This window comes from Paenibacillus illinoisensis NBRC 15959, assembly GCF_004000925.1.
In the GTDB taxonomy this organism is placed as follows: domain Bacteria; phylum Bacillota; class Bacilli; order Paenibacillales; family Paenibacillaceae; genus Paenibacillus; species Paenibacillus illinoisensis.
The window spans coordinates 1,021,056-1,042,733 of sequence record NZ_BIME01000001.1; the positions used below are offsets into that span (position 1 = coordinate 1,021,056).

At 48.5% G+C, this 21,678-nt stretch carries 10 protein-coding genes, 1 tRNA gene and 1 riboswitch; all 11 genes read right to left on the minus strand.

Annotation, left to right across the window (positions count from 1 at the left end; all coding sequences use genetic code 11):
- Window positions 1-20 precede the first annotated feature (20 nt).
- Window positions 21-1,562 (minus strand): response regulator, encoded by a 1,542-nt coding sequence (locus PIL01S_RS04335; RefSeq protein ID WP_127536416.1) that lies wholly within the window; start codon window positions 1,560-1,562, stop codon window positions 21-23.
- Window positions 1,563-1,658: 96 nt separating this feature from the next.
- Entirely contained in the window at window positions 1,659-3,989 is a 2,331-nt protein-coding gene (locus PIL01S_RS04340) for a glycoside hydrolase family 95 protein (protein WP_127536417.1), read from the minus strand.
- Between the two features lie 113 nt (window positions 3,990-4,102).
- The gene (locus tag PIL01S_RS04345; protein ID WP_307720973.1) at window positions 4,103-6,154 is read right to left on the minus strand and encodes an alpha-galactosidase; all 2,052 of its coding nucleotides are present in this window, start codon (window positions 6,152-6,154) and stop codon (window positions 4,103-4,105) included.
- 150 nt (window positions 6,155-6,304) lie between these two features.
- Window positions 6,305-8,689 (minus strand): glycoside hydrolase family 95 protein, encoded by a 2,385-nt coding sequence (locus PIL01S_RS04350; RefSeq protein ID WP_127536419.1) that lies wholly within the window; start codon window positions 8,687-8,689, stop codon window positions 6,305-6,307.
- A 12-nt stretch (window positions 8,690-8,701) separates the two neighbouring features.
- Window positions 8,702-10,471 (minus strand): right-handed parallel beta-helix repeat-containing protein, encoded by a 1,770-nt coding sequence (locus PIL01S_RS04355; protein ID WP_164764162.1) that lies wholly within the window; start codon window positions 10,469-10,471, stop codon window positions 8,702-8,704.
- 78 nt (window positions 10,472-10,549) lie between these two features.
- Complete coding sequence (locus PIL01S_RS04360; protein WP_127536421.1) at window positions 10,550-12,196, minus strand: extracellular solute-binding protein; 1,647 nt, start codon at window positions 12,194-12,196, stop codon at window positions 10,550-10,552.
- A gap of 63 nt (window positions 12,197-12,259) precedes the next feature.
- The gene (locus PIL01S_RS04365; RefSeq protein ID WP_174818660.1) at window positions 12,260-13,159 is read right to left on the minus strand and encodes a carbohydrate ABC transporter permease; all 900 of its coding nucleotides are present in this window, start codon (window positions 13,157-13,159) and stop codon (window positions 12,260-12,262) included.
- Window positions 13,160-13,176: 17 nt separating this feature from the next.
- Window positions 13,177-14,061: an ABC transporter permease gene (locus PIL01S_RS04370; protein WP_127536624.1), complete on the minus strand. Its 885-nt coding sequence runs from the start codon at window positions 14,059-14,061 to the stop codon at window positions 13,177-13,179.
- 322 nt (window positions 14,062-14,383) lie between these two features.
- Window positions 14,384-16,594: a helix-turn-helix domain-containing protein gene (locus PIL01S_RS04375; protein WP_246058083.1), complete on the minus strand. Its 2,211-nt coding sequence runs from the start codon at window positions 16,592-16,594 to the stop codon at window positions 14,384-14,386.
- A 276-nt stretch (window positions 16,595-16,870) separates the two neighbouring features.
- On the minus strand, window positions 16,871-20,758 hold the full coding sequence (locus tag PIL01S_RS04380; protein WP_246058100.1) for a X2-like carbohydrate binding domain-containing protein: 3,888 nt from the start codon (window positions 20,756-20,758) through the stop codon (window positions 16,871-16,873).
- Window positions 20,759-21,097: 339 nt separating this feature from the next.
- Window positions 21,098-21,182: transfer RNA gene (locus PIL01S_RS04385), tRNA-Leu, on the minus strand.
- A gap of 361 nt (window positions 21,183-21,543) precedes the next feature.
- Window positions 21,544-21,675: riboswitch (cyclic di-AMP (ydaO/yuaA leader) on the plus strand.
- Window positions 21,676-21,678: the final 3 nt, after the last annotated feature.

The following is a 21,678-nucleotide window of genomic DNA, read 5'->3' on the forward strand; positions in this document are numbered from 1 at the left end:
ATCGGGAGATTTATAAACGTTCAGATCGTTTTCCTGTATTCATTCGGCGTTACTCCTTCATTCTTAAGAAAAAGGGAAATGAAGTAGGACGTGCTCTCGTAGCCTACTCTCTGAGCAATATCATGAATCTTGAGCGAGCCATCCGCGAGCATCTCCCTTGCTTTGCCAAGCCGGATACGCGTCAAATAATCATGGATGGTCATTCCTGTCTTTTCCTTGAAAATGGACCGCAAATAGTTAGGTGACAGATAAACCTGTTCAGACAGGCTGTTAATCGTAACCGGATGATTGTAATTTTGATCAATGAGGGTGCGTACCTTATGAATCAGTTTTTCATTTTTATCCATAAATCGCTCTCCCAGCAGATTCACGGCATGACCTGCCGCATCCAGAATTAGCCCCTCTATCTCATGCAATGTCGATGCATTATAAATGGAGTGGTATAACTCTGCACGTTGAACTCCCTTCGAAAAGGGCTCCTGCACCTGTTCCAGCAGTTCATCGACGAGATCAATGGACCAGTCACATATCATCTTCTTCTTGATTCGCATGGCAGCCAGGGCTTCAATATATTGATGCAGCTTCTGTGCTGCCCACTCAAAATCCAGTTGATGTATGGCTTCAAACCATTCATTCTTCTCAAAAGGCGGCATATGTTCGCTGTACAATTGATTCGTTACGGCTTCTGCATGGATCATCGTTCCCGTTCCTTCGTAGAAACGTTCGTTCAGGATCACACGCATTTGCTCATATAAATCGTGGAGATTGGACAATTCGGCAGCTTCGGCGCCTACCGCTGCAGTCACCGTAAAATCGAGTGCACTTCGCATTGCCACTGCCAAGTCCTCCCATGCATAATATCCTGGCTGTTGGTCTGCTTCCATAAATAGTCCTGTCTCGCCTTCCTTGTAATCAACAAAGCTAGCCTTCAGATTCTTCGCCTGGAAATAGTAATTCAGATAAGACACTAGCCGGGTAGTACACTCCTCCAGACTCTGCTGCTCTTCTTCCGCTTCAATGGGATCGATACTGAACAAGGCCAAGGCGTACCGTGATGTCACGGGCAAACGGGTCAACCTGCTATAGTCGGATGCAAGATCCGCAGCACGAGTCGTATCTTTTTCATAGGACAGTTCCTTTAGAATCGTGGCTTTAGCAGCCTCTGTGGAACGTTTCTTGATTGCAACTTCTTCACAGCGCTGTTTCACCTTCGAAATAACGCTTTCAATTTCATTCAAATCAAGTGGTTTAAGCAAATATCCAACCGCTCCGACATGAAGCGCCGATTTCACATAATGGAATTCATCATGTCCCGTCAGGAACATCACTTGAATGGAATCATACAACTCATGTATTTTTCGAGCCAGGTCAATCCCGTTCATAATGGGCATCTGTACATCGGTAAGTACAATATCAGGCTGAAGGGCCTCAATCTTCTCCAAAGCCTCTCTGCCGTTGCTCGCTGTCCCAATAATGTAGATCCCCATCTCTTCCCAGCGAATGTAATCTCTCATCATCCCAAGCCCGAGCTCTTCGTCGTCTACGAGAAAAATACTGTACATTGAAGTCCCCTCCATTTAAGCTGTCTCTGTCTCTATTATATGTTTTCTCTCCCATTCGACCAGATCGGTTATGATACAATTGCTTATTTGCTTGATTCATTGATTGATCAAGTCCAGCTCACGATTAAAAGTGTAACTTCCTCCCGCTTCGGCCTGAAAAGTCGTTCTCCGCTCTCCTCTGCATACGGTGTACGTTCCAGACGTAAAAGTACGGATCGTGGCTGATGTCAGCTCCCCATCCTCCCAGACTGCATCTACTTCGCCATTGCCTTTGACTCTTAGCCCGTTTACCTTCCCTTTACTCCAAGCCTGCGGCAGTGCTGGCAAGAGATGAATTTCACCTGCGTAACTTTGCAGCAGCATCTCCGCAATGACCGCCGTTCCTCCGAAATTTCCGTCAATGACGAAAATATTGGTTTCCGCACCGGCAATGCCTGACTTGGAATACGTAAACAAATTATCGAAGCACAGTCCACTAATCAGATGCGAGACATGTTTGTAAGCCATTTCTCCATCATGCAGCCTCGCAAAACCAAGTCCAAACAGGGCAGCTGTAAATTCCACATCCTCCAGTTCCTCTTGCAGCATCCGGTTTTGCATCGTGACTCTTGCAGCCGCACTAAGCTCAGGTGTCCGCTCAGGCGTGATCTGATGCCCCGGATACAGGGCGAATAGATGTGACAGATGTCGATGCTCCGGCTGTGCTTCCTCATAGTCCTCCAGCCATTCCTGCAGCTGTCCTTTCTTCCCAATCTGCAGCGGTGGCAGCATATCAACAGCTTCTCTCAGTTGTTCACCGAACTCCTGGTCCCTATCCAACAGTTCAATCGACTTCAGGCAAAATTCAAACAATTCACGCACCAGAATCTGGTCTAATGTCGTTCCCATGGAGAGCTGGTGCACAGCACCGTCAGCTGTACCCGAATAGAAATGATTCTCCGGAGAATTGGATGGACCCGTCACCAGCCAACCATATTCGGGATGAATGTCCATATAGTCCAGATAGAATACTGCGGCTTCTTTGAGCACAGGATACGCCGTACTTTCCAGAAAAGCACGGTCCTGGCTATATTCATAATGCTCCATTAAGTGAGTGGCGAGCCACAGTCCTCCGGTAACATTCAACCCCCACGATGTATCCCAGCCGGGAAGTGTGAAACCCCAGACGTTAGAGAAGACATGCGCAACCCAGCCTTCACTGCCGTATAAGTTACGTGCCGTTGACTTTCCGGCTGCTGCCAGGTCTTCAACATACCTCATGAGCGGAAGATGGCTGTCTCCCAGGTTCGTAATCTCTGCCGGATAATAATTCATCTGGGTATTGATATCCAGGTGGTAATCACAGCTCCAGCCCATACGGCATGCTTCTCCGTCATTCCATATTCCTTGAAGATGAAGAGGAAGCGGAGAATTGGCACGCGAACCGGCAATGGTCAGATACCGGCCATATTGCAGAAATAGCGCAAAAAGCTGGGGATCATCATCCCCACCTCCAGCCAGCAGCCGGATGCGCTGATCTGTCGCCAGATTACTTTTGCTTGCAGTCCCAAGCTGAATGTCGACCTTGTTATACTGCTCTGCGTAATCCTCGATGTGATCCGTTCGCAGAAGGGAATATCCTTTGCCTAGTGCCTTATCGAGTATTACGCGGCTCTCCTGTTTCCACTCCGGTCCCGTTTTACGATAATCGGTACTGACCGTAAAGTAAATGGAGGCCTCATCTGCTCCATGGACGGTCAATCTTCCGTCTCTCCCGGTAACCGTACCGCCAGTCACAACAATCTTCACATACCCTTCGGCCGATACACCGCAGATCCCGTTGCTGTGGACATTTTCGGTAGCCTGGCCCTCAAACTTCAATGTACAGTCATCCATTGTTAAGCTGCGGAACGATCCCGCGTCTCCCTCCAGGCTGAGCGAAAAGGATACGCCCCCAGAGCGATCACTCCAAACCCTGGAAACAACCAGGTCGTCAGCATGTGAAGCAAAAACCTCATGATACACAGTTGTATCCTTGTTCCTCCAGGCAGCCTTGGCTAGCGCAAGGTTTAAGTCCAGCTCACGCCGAAAGCTTCCCTCTAGCATTTTGTCAGGGCCCTGCTCCGCAAATTGTATAACAACCTTGCACAACCCCAGATTGGTGCCAAAATTCTGCTTGTCGGGCTGCAAATATTGCTTCGCAAGACGATCTCCCTCATCATAATTGCCGGAATAGAACTGACGCCGTATCTCCTCCAGTGCCTTCTTCCCTCCTGCAAGAGCCGGTTCTGGATCTGCTTGACCGGACCAGTAGGTGACCTCACTCATGCTCCATACTTCACGATACGGTGCAGCCATGACCACAGCTCCCATTCTTCCGTTCCCGAGCGGCAAACCTTGATTCCAATTCACTGCTGGGGTTGAGTACCATAATGTAAAATCGTCCATTTCACGCCCTCCTGTTCTAATGGATTATCTGAATCTATAATCGCCGAAACCCAAATAAAGCGCGCTGTCTGTGTCCAACAAAAGCGCGCCTATTATTAGGTTAATGCAGATTGTTAGCTTCTTTTCATCGTTAATCTAAAAATTTTAGACTCTGCTGGTTCCAGCGTTACGCTCATGTGGCCAATGGTTTCCCCTTGTGCCCCTTCCCATAAATCCTGATAACTGTACACGGCACTTGCATCCAGTCCGGCTCTCTCCAGGGAAACCGTTCTATGTGTAGCATTCGCAGCATCAAAATTAAAAACGGCCATATAAAAACTCTTGTCGTCTGCCGATTCCAGTACAAATACGTCTGATGCCTGCTTTCCGTAATCTCCTTCCAGCGGACGGAACGTTCGGCCGAGTCGGGCGATGTTCATGATTTCCTTATTCGCAAGCCAGTCTTTTGCCCGCTCCGCAGCCTCTGCCTGACGGAAATCATCTCCGAGCAGCAATACCGTACCCGCAATCACCGAGGCGGTCAGACGGCTTCTTCCTTCGTGGCAGCCAGTTGCTTCCTGGTTGAAGCTCTTATACAGCACGGAATGGTCCGGATCATTGTAGCGGTACAGCGTATTGTTCATCCACCAGCCATGGGTCAATGAATTTAACAGGTATTCCGTATCCTGAAGCGTACCGAAGACATCGCAGGAAATGCGGCGACTGTGAGCGAAGGCGTACGGAAAGATCGGCGCAATGGACAGGTTGATGAAGAACGGGCGGCCAATGGCCTCCGGTGAGAGCTTTTGCTGTAAATAAAACATACCGTGGCGATAAGCTGCAATCCCTGTTGTGATGTCGGGGTCGTAATGCTGCCCTTCAAGGGCACCATGTGCAAGGAAGTCCAGCTTAATATACTCGAATCCTTCCGAGACAAATTTATTCGCAAACCAGTCCATTCTCAGCAGATTTCCGGGATGTGTCGGGTCTATAGCCAAACCGCCATCCACATCCGGCAAAACCTCGCCTTCCATGTCTCTCAGCAGAATATCCCCGTACGTATACTGACCATCCGTCCCTTCCACGACTTGGCTGAACTGTTCAGGGCTCCCCCAGAACGTAAATGGCGTCCAATACGTTCCGGCTCGGTGTCCGTTTTGCCGTACCCGGTCCAGCGCATCTTTCATCTGTTCAGGTGTAAAGTTGTCCCAGAAGGCATCAAAGTTAATGTATAAGGTCTCTTCGTTCTGGAAACCCAGAGACTGCACTTCCTTCTTCAAAAAGTCACTGGTCGACGTATACAAGTCATAATCGAGTTTACTCATCGCTGCTGACCAGCTGTTCCAGCCGACCGGAACGCCGCCCTTCCATGGCAGCGGGGCCTCCATCCAGGTGTTGGCATGGCCATAAGCTTCGAGTCCATCTCTATAATCTTCGTAAAATCCGATGAATGCGAGTGGTGATTCAATGATTTTTCCTGTAACATATCCATGCGGCTGGGAATCGCGGGTCAGCTCACTGACAGCTCCGCCATAGAGATCCAGCTCTTCAATGTGGCCGCTCTTCTCGCTTTTAAACCGGATTCCCGTTTTCCATACCTTATGCGTGAGTGAACCCAGAATCACTCCCCGGCGGCTATCCGGCTCGAACACGGCTGCAGCTTCATAGCTTTCGACATCCACTGGAGGTTTGACAACCGTGTATCGAACCCATTTGTCGTTATCATAAGGAATCCGCAGAATGCTGAACTCTTCCTGTTGATTTCCTGCGTTAAGTGATACCTGCTTGGATTGAACGACCGCGAAGCGATTGACCTTGATCTCTTTATCACTTTGAATTGTGCTCTGTACTAACACAAATGGTACAGACTCGTATACATAGAAATGCTGTTCTAATTGGGGAAGCTTGGACGACTGGTGCTGGATTACCAAATGCACTCCTTTGCCGAATCCTTCCCGGACAATGGCTTCCTTGCTTTTCAGCTCATGTCTCTCATAGTGTGCCGTGCTGTATTCCCGACCTTGCCAGCGAAAAGCGCTGTGGAAATGGTTAACTAGACAAGAGCGGTTGTCATTGCAGGAAGCCTCGCCATTTTCAAGATGAATCTCCAGATTTACATGGCCGTTGCTCACTTGGATCCGTGTGTCATTCTGCTGAACTTCAACGGCTGTATCGTTCGTTAGCATCATATGCCTCCTCGATGTTGCATGGTTGGTTGGCAGGAGCAGTCGTTCCCTCTCCCAAGTCTGCCCTCATTATAAAGACAGGACAGACCGTAATCCATGCACCGATCTTCCGATCCATATCCCGATTTAACACACTTCCTGGCAAAATGTTTACTGGTCACCCTCCACTGCAATACTGTACGTTTGGCCAGCTGATGTCGGAAATTTCAGTGTCGAGGCATTGATGCGGATCGCGTCCAACCGAGTGCCATTCGAAGTTACGATGAGCGGGACATCACTACGAAGTACACAATCCGTACCCAGCATGGAGGTGATCTGCGCTTCGGCGAGCTGTCCCCTATCCCACCTGATGCTAACTTCAAAACCGCCTCGGGCACGCAGCCCGGATACGCAGCCCTTCTGCCACGAATCCGGTAGGGCCGGAAGCAATTCAAGATACGAAAGGTGAGACTGCACCAGCATCTCGGCAATGCCGGCGGATGCAGCGAAATTGCCGTCAATCTGAAATGGCGGATGCGCGCCAAGCAGATTGGCGTACACTCCGCCGTGGTTGTACTGCTCCGTGTCCCCGTCCTGAACCAGGCGGAGCATGTTGGAGAGCAGTCGCAAGGAACGGTTACCATCCCGGAACCGACTCCAGAGTGCAACACGCCAGCCCAGGCTCCAGCCTGTACTTTCGTCTCCGCGACGCTCCAGTGAAGTTCTTGCCGCGGCAAACCATTCCGGCGTTTCCTCCTCGGACAACTGCCGTCCAGGATATACGCCTACAAGGTGCGAAGTATGCCGGTGGTAGGTATCCTCATCTTCGAAATCCTCCGACCATTCCTGAAGTTGACCATACTTACCGACTTGCAGCGGCTGCAGGCGTTCTCGTGCACGCTCCAGCTCCTTCCTGAATTCCATGTCTGTTCCAAGTCGTTCCGCAGCTTCCATGCAATTCGTGAACAACTCCCAGATCAGGGAAATATCCATCGTTGAACCCGAGCTGACTGCTGCTACACCTTCCGCTGTGCGAAATTTATGCTCTGGAGAAGTGGATGGGGCTGTAGTCCAATTTCCATTTCCATCGTCAATGAGCCAATCAAGTGCAAAGAGTGCCGCCTCCTTCATGATCGGATAGGCAGTTGTTCTCAAATACGCTTCGTCTCTGTTAAAGGCGTAATGCTCCCATAAGTGCTGAGTCAGCCATACGCCACCCATTGGCCAATATGCCCAGCTTGGATCTCCACCTCCGTAATTTCCAACCGGGGCTGTATGCGCCCATAGATCCGAGTTATGATGAGCCGTCCAGCCACGGGTACCATAGTTAACCTTTGCAGTCTCAGTACCTTTCTCTGCCAGATTACCGATCAGATCCAGCAGAGGCATATGGCACTCCGCCAAATTACAGACCTCAGCCGGCCAATAGTTCATCTCCGTGTTAATGTTCAAGGTATAATTGCTGCTCCATGGCGGGCGGGTGAGTGCATTCCATATTCCCTGAAGATTGGCGGCCTGTGTACCAGGGCGAGAACTTGAGATCAGCAAGTAGCGTCCATATTGAAAGAGCAGCTCCACAAGTCCCGGATCTTTTGCCGCATAGGTCGTAATCCGCTGGCTTGTAGACATCCCTTCCGGGGCGAGCGGCGTACCGAGGTGCAGTTTCACTCTGTCAAACAGGGAGCGATAATCCGAGATATGGGCGTCACGCAGACTTATATATGGCTGGGCTGTCGCCATGTTCAGTCGTGAATTATTCATCCCTGTGACCTCTCTTCCCTCCCCTTCAGGCATGTTGTCATAGCCATTAAAACTTGTAGCTGCACTGAAATAGAAGGTGGCAGCGGTTGCCCCCAACAGATGAATTCCTTGACTATCCACAATCACCTGTCCATCCTCTGCTATCACGGCCAGCTGTCCTTCGAAAACCATGCCCTTCCCGGCTTCCGGTTCACCGTATCTAATGGGATGATCGCTTGCAACATAGCTGGGATCCACATGTTCCGGAGCGGTACCCGATAATACGAAGCGATCTTCCTTTACTTGAAGTGTGTGCCGAAGCGGGCTGTCCAGAGCGGCATGCACATGGAGTTTCCCCTGTACACTTGCGGTCAGACGCAGCACAATCACCTGATGGGGATTCGAAGCAAACATCTCACGCTTGTAGGTGACGTTCCCAACCTGGTATTCAACGCTGTGCAGTGCCCGTTCTATATCCAGCGTCCGTTTGTAGGAATGATGAATCCCCCCATGCTCAAAACGAAGATGCAAATCTCCGAAGGGCAAGTAGGATTGCGTATAGGGTCCCTGCATCTCTCTCGTCAGCGTATCTGCCTCTTGGTAGCGTCTCTCCTGTATCAGCTTGCGAACCTTCGGCAAAACCTCCTTCGCACCCGGATTATTACCGTCCGTAGGATAGCCCGACCATAAAGTGTCCTCGTTCAGACTGATTTTCTCCTGCTCTACTCCTCCAAAAATCATGCCACCGAGACGACCATTACCTATGGGAAGCCCCTCGGTCCATACACTGGCGGGTTTGTCATATTGAAGTTTCATAGGTTCTCTCCCTCATTCCGTTTTGGTATTGCTAATGACTGTATTGCCTTGAATATCAGCTTCAGTGCAAGCGGTGACATGGACGAAGTCTTCAATGCAGGACCGCAGATCCACTCCGCCAGCACGAACGATTTTATTCGATGTGAAGACTAGTCCTGAGGTACTCTTGGCACACAAGAGCATAACGTTGCTGCACGTCTCGAATTGATTGTTCTGAATAATCACCTGCTTGTGAACGGGTAAACCCTCATCCATTTCTTCATTTTCCGGTGCAATGGAGATAACCGGGTATTCCTCGCTCCCACATTCAATGAAATGATTGCCTGTAATGGTCACATCTTCTACCCTCCCCGACTCATACCATGACTTGGCATCCGCCGCTACTAAAATAGCACTCATATGCATCCGTTCGAACACATTGTTAGCAATCCATACTTTACGCCGGGTGGTTACCAGAATGCCCCGAGTCGGGACCCTGGCAAAGTAGTTATTCACAATCTCTACCTCAGGTGTCCAGGTGATGTTCTCAATCACATCCTGGCTGCCTATATCTTCCGGAAGACCATGGGCCAGGGTCAAAATGAACTCGCGCGCACTTAGACGTTGAACCCCTACCACTTGGTTCGCTGCATAGGTGGTAAGAGAGCCAGCACGAACAAACTCAACCTCGTCCTCGGGGTAAAACGCAGGAAGACCATACGTCTGGGGATGCATGAAACGGACTTTTACGGAATTCTTCCCCATTCGCTCGATGATACGAAGATAGGTCCCATGCACATTAATGGAATCGTCGTGTGAACCTATCAAACGGCTGTCCTTCACAACGACCTTGCCTCCGCAGCTGGACAGGTGAAGAAAATCGGCGAAGCCGGCAACCGTTCTTCGAGTTTCAGGACGAGGAGTCATAATCATTCGGCGAAAAGTAAGATTACGACTGAATTGGCCCACAACACCAAGTCCATGCATGAAATGCAGACCAACATTTGCAAAGGTGACGTCTGAGCATTCGGTGATAAATACACCCACCTGGTCACGAAGCCCATCCCGGTTTTGCAGGACATGACCAAGGCCAACATCAGGGGAGAATTCAAAATGAAAACGAAGCAGCCTCGGCTCGATCTCCTCAACATTTTTCGCCTGCTCCAGCCAGTTGTCCATTCTCCATGTTGTATTGCGCAAGGGATCATAGGTCTGCATTGGCCCGTTCTTAAAGCTCCAACCCTCTCCGACCCAGGCCAGTTGTCCGTTAAGGATCTCATACCGGGAATCCGGATGAACCCTGGCATCAAAATAGCTGCTTCCCCTGTCTACAATCGTCATCTCGGTCACCGTTGGCTGGGCATAGTCAATACGCAGATTGCATATCTCCACACTGGTGCAACCATCCAGCACCAGCATCGTCTGCTTCCCGTGGAAAATAAACAATGAGTCGTTGCCTTCCAGTTTCAGTCCATTCAGACCTTTCAACCGCAAGCCAATCGTCTTGGTGATATCCGGGTTCTCTTCCTCACTGGCCGTATTTGAGATGTAATAAGTAGCCTGAATGGCCTCATGCGGATAAAAATGATACCTCCCTTGAGCACAATCCAGCACCACTGGTCCGGAGATTTGAGAAACCGCCTGAATGGCACGAGTCATGGCAGGCTGAGTATCCTGCTCCGAATCCGGCTGAGCCCCATAATCCGTTAATCGTATGATCACAGGCGCAGCCTCTGCAGCTTGTTTCGACCGATGAATGGTTATCCACCCCTTCTTGTTGGTCATTGAACGAAGACTATTCACATCATCCTTATGCTGTGGATGCAACAAACATCAGGTGCCTGGTCCAACTCAGGCACCTGATGTTCGAATCTTCACCTGCTATTTGGATGCCTCATAGGCCTTTTGCAAAATTTCAAGATAGCGGTCCAGCTTCAGGTTTTCCAGACCTTTGACATACGCATCCCAATCCTTGTTCAGGTCCTTGTTGCCCGTGATGAATTGAAGCTGGTTCTGTTCAATGTAGTTTCGGATATTGGTTTGCAGCAAGCTTGCTTCATCAATTTCGGAAGGATCAATCCATACGGACCAGATCGGGAACAGCTCTTCTGGCTCATGTCCTTCGTACAGCAGCGTAGCATCATACAGTCTGCGCTCATAACCGTCGGAAGCATAGATATCCGTGCCTTGAACAAAGGTATCCCGATACTCCTTAGGCATATAGAAATGAGCCATTCCGCTCCAGCCCGCATTGCGCGGCGCTTCTCCCTCAGCCATTGGAATCTGTTTAACCATCGGCTTGGAATCCTTGCCCAGTGCCACGTCGCCTTCTCCCGGATCGGTCCAATCGATTCCTTTCAGACCACTCGCCCCGTTCGTTTGACCTTCGGCAGTGAACATATAGTCCACCATTTTGATTAGAGCGATCTGCGCTTCTTCGCTTGCCTTGTTGGTAATGACGAATTTGGCTCCCGGAGATACGCCGCCTCCATCATGCGTTGCGTACGATACGCCTCCCGGTCCGGAAATCGGAGGTACAGGGTTATAATGTGCCGAGCGTGTATTGCCAGGATCAATGTTTACGAAGATTGCGGGGTGCATTCCTGCCCCGACGCCGAGAATTTCCGCATCTGCATTTTCCCCAATTTTCTTAAAGGCTTCAGCGTTCTGTGTAAAAGCTCCTGGATCAATGAGACCTGCATCGTACAACGATTTGATATAGGTCAATCCTTCCTTCCACTCCGGCGTAATGGCTGCGGATTGAACCTTTCCTCCGGTCATTTGCAGATAGTTGCGGTCATCATCGTACACAAAGGCATTCATGAGGAATGGGATGATGCGCACACCAAATTCTTCGATGGAACCGCTAAGAGGTACTTCATCGGCTTTGCCATTTCCGTTCGGGTCCTGCGTTTTGAACGCCTGCAGCACATTTTTGAATTCCTCCGTCGTGGTTGGCATCTCCAGATTGAGCTTTTTGAGCCAATCCGTATTCATCCACATCTTGCTCGGATAAGAGCAGTGGAAACATTCCGTATAAGCAACGAGGCCATAAATATTGCCATCCGGTGCTGTGTTAAGCGTTTTCAAATTTGAGTTACTTTCCATCGCTGCTTTGATGTTGGGAGCATATTGATCAATCAGATCGTTGAGCGGCAAGAGGACGCCCTGTTTGCCATATTTCAAAAGATCCGCTTGGGAGAATTGGTCAATGTAATGAGTAAGCAGGTAGGCATCGGGATAGTCGCCACTTGCCAGTGAGATCTGGCGCTTCTCCTTGGCTCCGTCCGATGGATTGATCTGCCAGTTGAATTTGATGTTGAACTTGTCTTCCACGAATTTGGTGAATTGGTTGGTCGGGATATCGATCCCCGATTCCTGTACGGAAAATACACTGATGTTCACCGGACCGTCTCCTGCAGCCGACTCTCCTGATTCAGGGCTTGACGAGTTGTCACTCGAGCATCCGCTCATTACCATTGTGAACACCATGAGCAGCATGAGTATGATTGTCAGACTTTTCTTCAAAATGGATCACTCCCTATAGTAATTTACCGGTGAAGAAAATGATTCCCTAACTCAAGCTGTGAATTAGCCCTTAATGGAACCAACCAGCATTCCCTGTACAAAATGACGCTGTACAAACGGATAGATCACCAGCACAGGCAATGTAGCCACCACAATCAAGGAATATTTTAACAGCTCGGCAAGCTGCTGTCTCTCCACCATTTTCGCCGCATCCATCGCCCCTGCACTGTTGTTCTGAATAATAATGCTGCGCAGAATGAGCTGTAACGGGAACAGATCAGCCGATTTAAGATAAATAAGAGCATCAAAATAAGCATTCCACTGCCCAACCGCATACATGAGTACCAGCACAGCGATAATGGGCTTGGATAGAGGGAGAACGATACTCCAGATGAAGCGCATGTCACTGCAGCCGTCCATCTCGCTGGCTTCCAGCAATTCCTCGGGAATGGACGATTTAAAGAAGGAACGGGCAATGATGACTTGCCATACCCAAATGGCATTAGGAATCAGCAGCGCCCAGCGTGTGTCGATCAGATGAAGCTGCTTCACAACCATATATGTCGGAATTAACCCGCCGCTGAAAATCATCGTAAAGGTGATAATCATCATTAAGGCATTGCGGCCAAAAAAGCTTCTGCGGGATAGCGGATAGGCAATCATGATGGTCAGGACCACACTGATAAACGTACCTACCACCGTATAAAAGATGGAATTACCGTACCCTTTTAAGATTTCAGGTGTGTTGAATAGTGCCTTGTAACCACGGAATGAAATATCTACAGGCCAGAGCCATACACGGCCAGAAGTGACTGCTGCCGGGCTGCTTAACGAGCTGCTGATAATAAAAATCAGAGGATAGATCACCGCCAGTACAACGAGACTGAGCACAATATAGATCGTAATCAGGAACGCTCTGTCGGCGGCAGATTCCCTAATCCTTTTTGGTACCGTTGCTGCCACTCGAGGACCCTCCTTTCCTACCAGATACTATTGTTGGTCACTCGTTTCGCCAAACCGTTCACGGTAACCAGCAAAACGAGATTAATCAGCGAGTTGAAAAGTCCGACCGCGGTCGCAAAGCTATAGTTGGCATTCAACAGGCCGATGCTGTAAACATAGGTTGCAATAATTTCAGAGCTGGCTAGGTTAAGCGGATTCTGCAGCAGGTAGACCTTTTCGAAGCCAATGGCCATGACATTCCCTACATTGAGAATCAAAATAATTACGATGGTCGGAACAAGGCCTGGGAGGTCGACGTGTCTGATCTTTTGAAACCGTGAAGCTCCATCAACTTTGGCCGCTTCATACAGCGTCGGATCAATTCCGGCAAGAGCTGCCAAATAGATCACTGCACTGTATCCTGCGGTTTGCCATATATCCGACCAGACATAGATGGATCGGAACATCCCGGGTTCGCCGAGGAAATTGACCGATTCAAGCCCGAAAAAATTCAGGGCAATGTTGGCAAAGCCAAGCCGCGGTGCCAGAAACAGCATGATAATGGATACCATTACGACTGTTGAAATGAAATAGGGCGCAAACGATACGAGCTGTACGAACTTTTTAAACTTCGTGCTCCGCACCTCATTAATCATAAGGGCTAAGATAATTGGAATCGGGAATCCCGCCAGCAGCAAATATCCGCTCAATATAATCGTGTTCTTCACCAGTGTCCAAAATAACGGATTTTCGAAGAACAGACGGAAGTTTTGCAGCCCCACCCAGGGACTTCCCCAAATACCCTTAATGACGTTATAGTCCTTAAAGGCAAGGACTGCATTAATCATTGGGTAATACTTGAAAATAAGAAAAAACAGCAAGGGTGGAATAACCAGTAAATGCAATTGCCAGTGCTTCCTCATTTTCCTGCGGGCATTGCTCCATAAGCTCGTTTCTTTTCTCTGTGGCAATGAACTGTGATTCACAACGACTTCCTTCTCCAGAACAACCCCCCCTGACTTCAGTCTGTGATGTTCAATGATGATAGCGCTTACTACATGTTGATCATAGTGGATTGAGATGGCTTATTAACAGGTACAATTGAGATGTAAAGCGTACAGTTATCCCTTTTTCGAGGGCACAAACCAGCAACAGAACGGCCATTTCTCCATATAAACCGCTAGATTGCACCAAAAAGACCGCATCGTCCTCTTGGGACAACACGGTCATAAGACCTGAATGATTTCATTCGTAAGGAGTCTGTCTATACACGCTTGGAGAAATACCATTCAATCGTTTAAAGGCACGCCGGAAGGAATGTGAACTGTTGTAACCCACTCTTGCTGCTATTTCGTCCACCGTATAATTACTGTCCCTTAACAGGATCATCGCCTGATCCATTCGCACTTTGATCAGATGATCAGAAAAATTAACCCCCGTATACTCCTTGAACAGTTGGGAAATGTATTTTTCAGGTCGCTCAACGTGTTCGGCAACACGATACAGAGTAAGCTCGGCATCCGAATACATCTCTGCAGTATACGCTTTGATCTGTTTAACGATTTGACTGTGGGTATCCTTCTTCTTGTTTGCAATCAGTCCGCACAGTTCTTCCATGATTTCGTACAATTCAGACTTAACGGTCTCCAGTGTCTCCGCGGACCCAATGTCGATGATCCGTCGTTTGACGTTTTCGATGGAATCGTATTCCGTAAATGCCTTTTTATCAAGCAGCTTGATAAAGGTTCCCTTCATCTCGCCAATCAGTTGATGTTTCATTTCCATGGATAGCTCCCGCTGTTCCATGTTCTGTACCATGATGGCTTCGACAATCCGCTTGGCTTCCTCAAGTTCTCCGGCCCGGATCGTTGTAATCAGTCGCTGCTCGGAGTCGAGCGGATAATAATAGGTCGTATTTTCGGTCTGTGTTTCACTGCTCCACACCATGCCCCTTTCGTTCATGTAGATGGCATATTCAAGAGCTTGATTGGCTTGGTCGAAGGAATCGCTGACCTCCGTCACGGACGAGAAATGATTGCCGAATCCCGACTGGATGGTGATCCGGTAATCATTAAACACAACCTGTGCCAACTCATCCATGGTCTGCGTAATATCTTCTACGGTGCGTTGTGTGCCAGCTTCCTCATCCGTTGAGAAAAACAAAGTGGCTACTTTATCCGATCCCCAATCGGTCATCAGTACATTAACACCAAGCTCGCTCAGCGCCTGCTTCAACAGCAACCGAGAAGCATTTAGTTCATTCAGGATATCAACGTTATCCATGCTGCCATAACCTTTGATCTGAACGAGACCCGCATATCCTGCTCCCTGATGCAAAAGAATATCCGCCTGTTCTGCAGCTGACAGAATCTCGTCACGTGATTTGAATTCACCCGAGATCAGGCGCTTCAAAAAAGCATCCCTTACGAGTGGCAGCTGGCGATTCAATTCTGTCTCGAGCAGCTTGTTCTTGGTGATCATATCCGAGATGTTTCCGCTTAGAAAATCAAACTCATTCCTGGAAGTCCCGTCATCTCGTCCGAATTGCTCCTTCATCACACTTAGCAGTCGATTGATTGGGGCGCTATGACGATAAGCAAGCACCAGACCTACGATCAGTCCAATCAGTAGTGTTCCACCTGTAATGAGCATGCTCATCTTCTTGATCTTGTTTGCATTTTCCAGAAGAAGGTCACGCGGAATCCCTGCCTGATATACCCAGCCGTTAGAATCCGATTGCGTAGTGATGACCAAATCATCCTTATAGAACTGACTAACCTTGTTCGGATCGAATTTCGGATCAGCGATCATCTTGGCCATCTCAGGTTCTCCACTGCCCTTCAGCGCAATGGTTCTCCCTTCCGCATCGCTAATGTGAACCCAGCCGCCATATCGGTCCGTCATACTGGACAGCAGTCCTACGATCATCTTCTCATCAATGACGACGACAGCTACCGCCGGCGAGGAATCGTTGAAGCTGTCCAAAGGCAGTGATTGCATATATGTAATGACCGAAGTTTGCTGGCCTCTGCTGACATAGGAACTGAGCGGCTTAATTTCACTACGATGCGTTTGTTGTAATACTTGCTTCATCCATTCCTCGAGGGACAGATCTGTATAATGAAAATCGGCATAATAATGATTCGGCCTGTAGGACGAACCCGGGGTAAGAATTAGATTATAATTGGCTAAATAAATATAATAATTTTGCAGGAAATCATTCGTCTGCCCAAATGTCAGCACATTCTCCATGGCTCGCCATATGCCATATACATTCGTTTCGTTATCCCTTTCATTCATTAGGACGTTCAGTTCCTGATTTACGGCAAGCTGTCTGGTGAAGCCCTCGACTTCAGCCATGCGCCGTTCCAATATTTCTTGGCCCTTCTCAAGCTGAGTAACCCCATTCTCAATGGAAATGGATTGCGTTACGGAAATCGAAGTCAGATAAGACATGTAGCCACCTATGCTGGGTATGACCAAAATGATGACATATGAAATGAGAAATTTCCGAAAAACACTGGAATTTCGAATGGGCAACCCCTCCATCCCCGAGTTGTTGGTAGCGCTATCATAATCACAGATTATATCATTTTTTGGCTTAGTCAAATGTTTTCTTGCTTGTGCAGCAGCTCATGCAATGCGCTTTACTGATGCAGCCCACCCTTTATTAAAATGATTCAGAAAGAAGGGGACCTATATGGTCCCCTTCTCAATTAGCACTATTTTCAGCTATTCAACCCATTGCTCTCCGCCACTTGCAGCAGGCTTCGAACCATGATTAACTGACGCTTCTTCAATATCTTCAAAAGCCCAATGGGAGGGTGATACATCCTTCCACTGAGGCTGTGAAACTCCCTTAAGTGGCCCTCTTCCCAGCGTCCGGTTAATGACAATAACGGCTTCTGCTCTTGTCAGCTCAGCATTCGGCCGGAAGGTGCCGTCCTTGTAACCTGTCAGGATTCCCAGCCCTTGGGCTTTTTGAATCGCCTCCTTAGCCCAATGACTGCCAATATCAGAGAACTCGCTGCCCTGCTTGGTCGTATCCGGAGCCAGGCTCACAGCCAAACTTGCCATCTCTGCACGGGTCAAGGACTGATTCGGTTTAAATGTGCCATCCTTGTAGCCTTGCATCAGTCCCATTTTTGCAACCTTGTCGATAGCTGCTGCTGCCCAATGGGAAGAACTCACATCACTGAACGTCACATCTGATGATGCAGCATCTTTTTCAACGACTTTGGCGAGTATGGTTGCCATCTCTGCACGAGTGATCTTGTTATTCGGTCTAAACAGTCCGTCCTTATAACCGTTAATATATGCCTCATGCCGAGTTGTCTCCGTATTCCCGGAAGGTTCCTCTCCTGCTTCTGTTTCCGGAACCGGAGTAACTGGAGGCTGTACAACAGGAGTTGACGGTCCACCCGGATTGGAAGGTCCAGATGGATTGCTCGGATTTGTTGGATTTGTTGGGTTTGTTGGCCCGCTGTCCCCAGCAGCTATCGTAAATTTCAGTTGATCCGTGAGCATGAGCTCACCGGACTTTTTGACCGCCTTCAGCGTATGCACACCACTTGTCAGGCCTGTTATGCTGTAGATTTCCTGCCTATTTTTACGTCCCTCACTGTACGTATCTACGGTTTGCACCAGATTTCCGTCGATGTAGATCTCCACCTCACCCTGCTGCGGCCCAGTCGGAGTAATCATACGGATGCCAGTACCTTTGAAGACATACTCAAAGGAATCACCGTTTACAGCCGAATAATGAACATCATTGAGATAATCGCCGCCAAAAACAAAACGGAGGTTCAACGTGCCGAGAGGCTGCGCAGCAAGGTAGGATTTTCTAAGCGTCACCCTATCCCCTGCTACCTCGTAATCGGTTCCCTTTACCAGCTCAAGTGAGTCATTCATAATCTTCTTGAAACTTTCCGGTTCCTGCAAAAGTGTCACTTCAATATCGGCTTGAGCAGATTCAGCTTTGTCAAAAACAGCACTCACTGGCTGAATGATATTGGGAATCTCCACCTTGAGGAAGTCAAGCAGCATGAACCGTCCCGACTTTTTCACGGCTTTAAGTGTATGCAGCCCATCTGGCAGCCCTGAGACACTATAGACCTTTTGCTGCGCCAAACGTCCGTCACGGTAAGCACTTACCGTTTCCTTAAACTCACCATCCACGTAAATATCCATGTCGCCCTGGGACGGATCCACTTCCGTAAAAAACTGAATACCCGTTCCTCTGAATTCATATTCAAAATAATCGCCGTTCTGCTCGGCGTAATGCACATCATCCTTATAGTCGCCAAATGCTCTCCCCGTGCTGCGTGACCAGTTGCCGCTATACTTGATTGCGGGATCGTCATTGTTAATCATCGCGAATCGGATTCCTGAGGTGTCAATAACCTTAATCGTCAGCGTCTGCGGATCCCCCGCGCTAAATACCACGTTAAACTTCGTTGTGCCAACGGGCAGCTGGGTGAGGTATTGTTTCTTGATCGTTAACGTGTTGTCAACGACATCGTAGTCATCTTCGCCGAGATTGCCCCCGTCGTATGTCACACCAGTTAACGTATTACCATTCAGGTTTAACGTGATCTTCACATCCGCCTGCTGATCCACTGCCTTATCAAAGTCTGCAGCGGTTGGACTTATTCCACTGTTCTGCCCATCAGACTCTTTTTCCCTGGTTACCTTGAGTGCATCCAGAAGCATGTATTGGCCCGATGCCTTAACGACCTTCATGGTATGTGTTCCACTTGGCAGATCTGTTTTGCTGTACAGCACCTGCTGGGTTTCCCTTTCTCCATCGGTATACGCGCTTACCTGTTCTGCCTCTCCATTATCGAGAATAATGCTCATGTCCCCCTGCTCTTGATGCTTCTCTGTCAGCAGCTCGATACCTGTACCTGTGAACGTGTATTCAAAATAATCGCCGTCTTTTTCTGTATAATGCACATCGTCATTGAAGTCCCCAAAACCTCTGCCAGTATTCGCATTCCACGAACCTGTGTAATGTATCTCACCGTCGTCATCGTTAACGTAGACCACCTCGGTAACCGTGGTATCCTCTCCAGCAATGGATGGTTCAGCAGCCAGTTCATCTGCTACATTGGAATTGCTCGCTGGATCAACAGTCGTTCTATCATTACTTGTGGAATCCTGAATTGCTATAGTCAGGTCCTGTGAACCCTCTAATTGTTCCTTGCCTCCATTTCGCTTCCAATCTCCGGTATAGCGCATGCCTGTATCATCGTCATTCACCGTCGATGTTCCGTTCAGTGCCTTGACTTTCAGCATTCGTGAAGCATGAGGCTCCAATAAACCACTGCTAAATCCCTCGTTAAAGGTACCCAGTTCAGAATGGCTCCACAGGTCACGGACCGATGCAGGTCCTTCCAGACCGATATCGCTCCAATTGACCTTGACCTCAGCACTCCGGTTGCCCAGATTAAACAGAGCCACACTGTACGTTCCATCTCCGTTATTGGCGTACCATACCTGCTGCTGGGTATCCATCGATACCGGGTGAGCCGGACGTCCAGCCTGATTGACAGCGATCACCTCATCATTGGTAAGAAGTTCAAGTCCATAGCTGTCCAGCCTGGTCATGTCATTCCCTGTATACAACGGTGCAGACGAGATCGCCCAGAATGTCATGGCTGTCTTCCGTTCATCCTTCGTGAGCCCATCCATGGAACCATTGCCAACGTTTAGCGAGTCAAAATCATTCCACCCGCCAGGGCCTGCATCACGCCACCAAAGCGCAGCGATTGGAAACAGTCGTGCAATATTAGCCCACTGCGTTAAACCCACATTGCTGTCGTATGCTTCGACATCCCAGTCAATACGCCATCCATTGGCGTGTTTTTTCCAGAAATCCACGTAGTTATGGTCCAGTGCCCATGAAAGCTCGAACCAGATATTATGCCTTGCCAAAGCTTTGGACCAGGCCTCCACATCTCCTCGTGCATCCCTGCTCAAATTGTTAATTCCTGATCCTGGAGTCACGCTGTCGAATTTGACAAAGTTAATCCCCCACTCGCCCAGTAGATCTGCGATGGAATCGATGTATTTCTGAGCACATGGATTCGAAAAATCAATCTTGTAGGTATACGCATTCCAAGCATCCATCACGGTAAGCGGCTGATATGCAATATCCTGCATTCGGCAAGCTCCGCCCGTCCCATAAATCTCGAGGTTTTTATTGTATGCATCAATGGACAATCCGGGAATCAGATAGATCCCGATCTTCTGACCATTGTTATGAACATAGTCGATAACCTCCTGGAATCCGTTCGGATACAGCTCTTTGTTGGGAATCGGTCTTCCGTATTCATCATTATCTCCGTTCCATCCCGCATCAATATTGATATATTCATAGCCATGAGCCTGTAACTTCTCGCGCATGGCATCCGATTGCTTCTTGATGCTCTCCGCTGATGTCCATTTTACGGAAGGGTCATACACCTGCATACTGTAACTGCTCCAGCCCATGTACGGTTTCTCAGCCAATGTTTTCTCCGCCGCTGCTTCAACCACACGACCTTTGGTCCCTGTAAAACCAAACTGAACTGCTGCAAAGATGAACACCAGAAAAACCATCGCCATCCGTTTGCCCATTCGCTTCAAATCATTCCTACCCCCTCTGAAATAGTGAATTCAAATCCATAATGATAGCGCTTTCCTTACGTGATAAGAGTAGTGGATGTATTATGCTCAGGATAGGTACAATTCGGAATTTTGCGTACATTTCACCATGAAAGCGGGGGTACAACAGCCATAGAACAGGCATTTCTCCCCCTTACACCGGAGATTATGCGAGTGAGCTGCTGCCATCAGATCGATTCGGAGGACGTTGTTTAGTAACGATGTGTGTATCGTAGTTTTGGTCAAGTAGAAAGACATAAAAAAAGGCCTCCCACAGGCGCTAGCCTAACGAGAAACCTTTTCTTCTTATGATGCGGTCGAGAGGACTCGAACCTCCACGGGGGGTTAGCCCACACGGACCTGAACCGTGCGCGTCTGCCAATTCCGCCACGACCGCATATAGCATATCTCCGAGATAACCTATCGCGGCGACAAGAAATAATATATCATGTGAAATTCAATGTGTCAACATTTAAATGATTTAGTATAAAACTACGATAACCGAAAGTTATAAAATCTGGTCGAGACCTGACTTTTCCTGTTGAGAATGAACCTTGCTATCCTCTACGACTCCAATTTACTTATTTGTCCAATTTATGTGCTGATGAAACACAAATTACGTTTTTGTCATCATAAATAAACATGGAGAACTACTATTTTCCACAAAAAGTCTTGAATTCCGTTAACATTGCAGAAGGAAGAAAGGTTTGACAATTACGCATTTATGCAATATAGTTTCAAAAGGTTACAAAAACTTAATTATTCATTTGCCGAGTTTCATGTTTGAAAACGGGGGAACCATTTTGGGTGAATTATTCTTATACATAGGAAATATAGGGAACCTTCTACCGAACCCTTAGCTAACTCCGTAGGCATCGAAGGGAGAACATTGA

Excerpts from the sequence above, each read along its gene's own strand:
- PIL01S_RS04335 (WP_127536416.1), bottom strand. The coding sequence starts at position 1,562 with ATGTACAGTATTTTTCTCGTAGACGACGAAGAGCTCGGGCTTGGGATG.
- PIL01S_RS04340 (WP_127536417.1), bottom strand. The coding sequence starts at position 3,989 with ATGGACGATTTTACATTATGGTACTCAACCCCAGCAGTGAATTGGAAT.
- PIL01S_RS04345 (WP_307720973.1), bottom strand. The coding sequence starts at position 6,154 with ATGCTAACGAACGATACAGCCGTTGAAGTTCAGCAGAATGACACACGG.
- PIL01S_RS04350 (WP_127536419.1), bottom strand. The coding sequence starts at position 8,689 with ATGAAACTTCAATATGACAAACCCGCCAGTGTATGGACCGAGGGGCTT.
- PIL01S_RS04370 (WP_127536624.1), bottom strand. The coding sequence starts at position 14,061 with ATGAGGAAGCACTGGCAATTGCATTTACTGGTTATTCCACCCTTGCTG.
- PIL01S_RS04375 (WP_246058083.1), bottom strand. The coding sequence starts at position 16,594 with ATGTCTTATCTGACTTCGATTTCCGTAACGCAATCCATTTCCATTGAG.
- PIL01S_RS04380 (WP_246058100.1), bottom strand. The coding sequence starts at position 20,758 with ATGGGCAAACGGATGGCGATGGTTTTTCTGGTGTTCATCTTTGCAGCA.